The 5,307-nt window shown below is 63.4% G+C and carries 6 protein-coding genes; all 6 read right to left on the bottom strand.

Annotated elements, in window-relative coordinates:
• Positions 1–83: 83 nt before the first annotated feature.
• Positions 84–860: an ectoine utilization protein EutA gene (eutA, locus tag EN893_RS17400; RefSeq protein WP_127270572.1), complete on the bottom strand. Its 777-nt coding sequence runs from the start codon at positions 858–860 to the stop codon at positions 84–86.
• Between the two features lie 3 nt (positions 861–863).
• Positions 864–1,523: an ectoine/hydroxyectoine ABC transporter permease subunit EhuD gene (gene ehuD / locus EN893_RS17395; RefSeq protein WP_127270574.1), complete on the bottom strand. Its 660-nt coding sequence runs from the start codon at positions 1,521–1,523 to the stop codon at positions 864–866.
• A gap of 34 nt (positions 1,524–1,557) precedes the next feature.
• The gene (gene ehuC, locus EN893_RS17390; protein WP_013530328.1) at positions 1,558–2,217 is read right to left on the bottom strand and encodes an ectoine/hydroxyectoine ABC transporter permease subunit EhuC; all 660 of its coding nucleotides are present in this window, start codon (positions 2,215–2,217) and stop codon (positions 1,558–1,560) included.
• 155 nt (positions 2,218–2,372) lie between these two features.
• Entirely contained in the window at positions 2,373–3,224 is an 852-nt protein-coding gene (gene ehuB / locus EN893_RS17385) for an ectoine/hydroxyectoine ABC transporter substrate-binding protein EhuB (RefSeq protein WP_127272429.1), read from the bottom strand.
• An 87-nt stretch (positions 3,225–3,311) separates the two neighbouring features.
• Entirely contained in the window at positions 3,312–4,103 is a 792-nt protein-coding gene (ehuA, locus tag EN893_RS17380) for an ectoine/hydroxyectoine ABC transporter ATP-binding protein EhuA (RefSeq protein WP_127271555.1), read from the bottom strand.
• A gap of 272 nt (positions 4,104–4,375) precedes the next feature.
• Positions 4,376–5,307: PLP-dependent aminotransferase family protein (locus EN893_RS17375; RefSeq protein WP_164900933.1), on the bottom strand; the 932-nt coding region annotated here is incomplete at its 5' end.

Here is a 5,307-nt window from a genome sequence, read left to right as displayed (position 1 = left end):
GCCGGGCAGCAGCTAATCTCCCCCCTCGAGGGGGAGATGGCCGGCAGGCCAGAGGGGGTCGCTCGTGAATGTGGGACATCGTCTTACTGAACCAACGGCAACGTCATCAGCCGCCCGAACTCAGGATGCGGCGCCTCATCCCCGCACAATCTCAGGCAGTTCCAGGCGGTCGCCTGGTTGCTGGTCACCACGGGACGTCCGATCGCCTTTTCCATGCCGGTGAGCGCGAGGGCGCTACGCAGCGCCGTGCAGGACACGAACAGCGCATCGGCGCTGGCGTCGGTCGCTTCCCGCGCAAGATCGACAAGGGTTGCCGGTGCGATGCGCGCCATCTCGCGGTCGTCCTCGAAACCGAGGCAGGTGAAGCTGACGATCTCGAAGCCGCGCGCCGCGAAATAGGCGGCCATCGGCCTGGATGTCTCGACCGTGTAGGGAGTGAGGATGCTGAGCTTGTTTGCGCCCAGCGCACGCAGCCCGCGCACGCCCGCCATCGGCGGTGTGACCACCGGCACGCCGGGCTTTGCGACCTGGATCGCCGCCTCGATCTCGGCATCGCCGATTACCACCGAGGCCGAAGTGCAGGAATAGCAGATGGCATCGAGCTTCTCGTCCGGCAGGATCAGGGCGGCGCCCGCCGTCAGCGCCGGCTGCATCTTGCGCAGGTTTTCAGGCGTCGTCGGGTTGGCATAGGGAATGCGCGCGACATAGACGCCGACCCGCTCGCTCGCCACCATGCGGCGGAAATCCGGTTCGCTGGTGTGGTCAGTGGCCAGGATGATCAGGCCGATGCGCATGTCGAGCGGGCGTGCATCCAGCGCCGGCCGTTTCGGGTAGATCTTGATCTCGGGCAAGGGTTTCATCGGTTACCTCTCGATCTTGCCGTAGCGGCGTTCCAGCCAGCGCAGCAGCACGACCGAAAACAGACTGATGACCAGGAAGAAAGCACCGACCAAGGTGATCGGCTCGATATAGCGATAGTAGGTGTTGGCGACGCTTTTGGCCTGGTTCATCAGTTCCAGCACGGTGATTGCCGACAGCAGCGGCGTTTCCTTGAACATGGCGATGAAATAATTGGCGAGCGCCGGAATCATCGGCGGGATGGCCTGCGGAATGATGATGTGGGTCCAGGTCTGACTGGCGCTCAAATTGCATGCCTTGGCGGCCTCCCATTGGCCGCGCGGCACATTGTCGATGCCGGCACGATAAACCTCGGCCGTGTAGGTGCCGTAATGCAGCCCGAGCCCGATGACACCGGCGACCAGCGGCGGCAACAGGATGCCGATGTCGGGCAGCACGTAGAAAATGAAATAGAGCTGCACCAGCAGCGGCGTGCCACGGATGAATTCAGCCGCCCAGCCGACCGTGCGCGACAGCGCTTTGTTGGGCGAGCGGCGCGCCAGCGCAATGCCCAGCCCGACGACCGCCGCCAGCACCGAGCCGAGCAGCGTCGCCAGGATGGTGATCTTCACCCCCTGGATCAGCGTCGGCATGATTTCCCAGACGAAATTCCAATCCCATTCCATCAGCAGGCCCAATTTATCAGAAGGAAATTGGCCATCAGGCACGCACCCCATCGAGGCCGCGCGCCATGCGTCGTTCCAGCGAGCGCACGCCCCACGAGATGAGCAGGGCGAGGATGAAATAGATGATCAGGATGGTGGTGAATGGCACCAGGGTGTTGCCGGTCTGGGCGCGCACCACCTGCGCCTGGAAGGTCAGGTCGGTGAGCGAGATCAGCGACACCACGGCGGTCGCCTTGAGCAATTCGATGGCGTTGTTGCCGAAAGTCGGCAGCATCACCAGCAGCGCCTGCGGCAGGATGATGTGGCGCATGCCTTGCCACCGCCCGAGATTGAGCGCGGTGCAGGCCTCATACTGTTCGCGGCCGATCGACTGGATGGCGCCGCGCACGACTTCGGCGGCGTAGGCGCCGACATTGAGGCCGAGCGCCAGCACGCCGGCCTGCAACGGGGTCAACGAAATGCCGATGAAGGGCAGCACGAAATAGGCCCAGAACAACTGCACGAAGATCGAGGTGCCGCGGAAGAATTCGATATAGGCGGTGGCCAACCAACGCAGCGCAAAGAAGCGCGATACGCGCCCCATGCCGGCGAGGAAGGCCATGATCAACGCCAGCACCGACCCCATCAGCGTCAGCTCGATGGTGACAAGCGCTCCCTGCAATATCAGGCCGAAATAGCCGGACCACTGGGTCATTTACGTTCCAACGTTGGGTTTAGCTCCTTCTCCCCGTACGGGGAGAAGATGCCGGCAGGCAGATGAGGGGCGGCACTAGAGTCTCAGAACTTGGCGCCGCCCCTCATCCATCACTTCGTGACACCTTCTCCCCGTTGAACGGGGAGAAGGAAAAATCACTTCGCCGCGCAGAGCTTGTCGCGGCTGGTCGACATCGCCGCCGCCGCCGAGAAGCCGTAGGGTTCGATAATCTTGGCGAACTCGCCTGATTTCTTCATCTTGGCCAGTTCTACGTCGAAGGCGTCGCGCAGTGCCTCATCGCCCTTCTTGAAGGCGGCGCCGTCGCAATAGACCGGTGCGCCCTGCACCGGAGCGATGACTTCGAGGTTCGGATCGTTGGCCTTCTTGACCAGATCATTGATCGACAGGACGGGCAGCGAATAAGCGTCGATGCGACCATCTTGGAGCATCTTCACGCCGCTCTGGCCATCCGGCACGACGATGACGCGATCGCGTGGCACGCCGGCATTGAGCGCGAGCTTCTCCTCGGTGCCGCCGCCTGGCGCGCCGATGGTCGCAGTCGTATCCTTGGCGACATCCTCATAGCTCTTGAAGCCCTTCGGATTGCCCTTCTTCACCAACATCGCCTCGGCATCGCAAAGCACCGGCTCGGAATAGACGACGGCGGCGCAGCGTTCCGGCTTCATGAACAGGCCGGCGGTGACGACATCGAAGCGACCTGCCTGCAGGCCGGGGATCATGGCGCCATATTCAGAGATCGAAGCGGCGACGTCGGCGACGCCGAGCCGCTTGAATATCTCGCGGGCCACATCGGGCGCGGCACCCGAAACCTTGCCATCGGCGGCGACCGCCGTGTAGGGCGGCTCGTTGGCGATGGCGAGGCGAGCGAAACCTTGCGCCTTAAGCTGTTCGAGCTTGCTGTCGTCGGCCGAACCGGGGATAGAGGCGGCCAGCACCGCCGTCAGTGCAAGACCGGCAACGCCGGCCAGAATGCCAAGTTTGTTCATTGTTCCCAACTCCTTGTTTCTTGTCTTGCTTTTGTTACGGGCGGCCTCGCCGCCTTTGATGGCGGCGTTGCCGCCTCGGCATTACGGTCAGACGCGATGTCCGGCCGCGATGATCTTCTTCAGGAAGCCTTGCGTGCGCTCCTGCTTGGGATTGCGGAAAATCTCGTCCGGCTTGCCTTCCTCGACGATTCTGCCACGATCGAAGAACAGCACCCGGTCGGCGAAATCATGGGCGAAACCCATCTCGTGGGTGACCAGCAGCATGGTCATGTCGGTCTCGGCGGCGAGTTTGCGCATGACGTTCATCACCTCCTCGACGAGCTCCGGATCGAGCGCCGACGTCACCTCGTCGAACAGCATGATCTTCGGCGACAGCGCGAGTGCCCGGGCGATCGCGACGCGTTGCTTCTGCCCGCCGGATAGCTGCGCCGGCATGGACTTGGCCTTGTCGGCCATGCCGACCATTTCGAGCAGTTCCATCGCCCGCTTTTCGGCGGCGGCGCGTGGCGTGCCCTTGGTCAGCATCGGCGCCAGCGTGACATTGTCCATGACGCATTTGTGCGGAAACAGGTTGAACAGCTGGAACACCATGCCGATCTTCCGCCGCATCCTTGTCAGATGCCGCTCATCGGCGGGCAGCAGCTGGCCATTGCGTTCCATGTGGTAGAGCTGCTCGCCGTCGATCTGGATATGACCGCCATCGATGCGCTCAAGTGTCATCAGGATGCGCAGGATCGTCGTCTTGCCCGAGCCCGACGGGCCGATCAGCGCCAGCTTCTCGCCGGGCATGACCTGCATCGACAGGCCGTCCAGCACCTTGAAGCTGCCGAAGCTCTTCGAGATGCCGTCGATCTTGATGATGGGCGCTGATGCGGACAAATAAATTCCCCGTGCTGGAGAAGCCTGTGCCCCTTAACGATGCGGAACGCGCCAAATCATGTCAATCGGAAAAATAATATCATGACAATATTTCCCATTCCGCACAATTCTTGAGCAACCAGTGCCGAAGAGTGCGCCGGGATTCGGGTCAGGCCGAGCCGAGAATGGGAGCCTCCGAGAACCGGAACGGAGCGTACTTTTCGTACGTGAGTACCGGAAGCGCAGGAGGCTGCCTTTCGCAGGCCGGCATCACCCGGATAGCGGCGCACTCGCTAGATAGCGAGCAGCAGGTGCTCGGGATCGCCGAGCAAAAGCTTGGTGACAACGCCGAGGCCGGCGCGCAGTTCCCCCTCGGTGGTCGAACCCAGCGAGATACGAACCGCCGGATGCCACGGCGCAGCCGAAATACGGAAGGACGTGCCGGGTGCAATCGCCACGCCCTGCAGGCGAGCCTGGGCGACAAAGCTTTCCTCAGCCCGGTCGGCCGGCAGTTGCAGCCAGACATGCAACCCGTCGCGCCGGGCGCGATAGTCCACCCCCGCCAGCACTTGCGCTGCAATATCCTGCCGGCGCCGCAAAGCCGCGCGCTGCCAGTGGACAAGCTCCATCGCCGTGCCGTCGGTCACCCATTTGGTGGCGATCTCGGCCACCAGCGGCGTCGCCATCCAGTTCGAGACCAGATGCCGGTTGGCGACGGCGGCGACGTAGCGGTCGGGCGCGGCCAGATAGCCGATGCGCAGACCGGGCACGGTGATCTTGGTGAAGGAGGTGACGTAGAGCGTGCGCTCCGGCGCGAACGCGGCAACCGGCGGCGGCCGGTCTTCGACCAGCGGACCGAGCACATCGTTCTCGATGATGGCGATGTCGTGCTTGCGCGCGACCGCGGCGATCTCTTCTCGCCGCCGCGCATCCATCAGGGTCGCCGTCGGGTTGATCACCGAGGGCTGCACGAAGACCGCGCGGATGTCGGAAAGCCGGCAGGCCTCGTCCAGCGCTTCCGGGATCAGGCCGTTGTCGTCGATCGGCAGGCCTTCCAGATTGAAGCCGAGATAGCGTGCCAACGGCACCAGCGTATGGTGGCCGATCGCCTCGGTGGCAACCGTCGAACCCGGCGGCGCGACGCTCATCAGCGCCACGGTCATGCCGGCGGTGGCGCCGTTGGTCAGGCTGACGTTCTGCGGCGATGCATCGAGGCCACAAAGCC

The sequence above is a fragment of the Mesorhizobium sp. M7A.F.Ca.CA.004.04.2.1 genome (genome assembly GCF_004022825.1).
Classification (GTDB): Bacteria; Pseudomonadota; Alphaproteobacteria; order Rhizobiales; family Rhizobiaceae; genus Mesorhizobium.
Note: the sequence above shows the minus strand (reverse complement) of the source record. Positions and strands in the feature narration are given on the sequence as shown.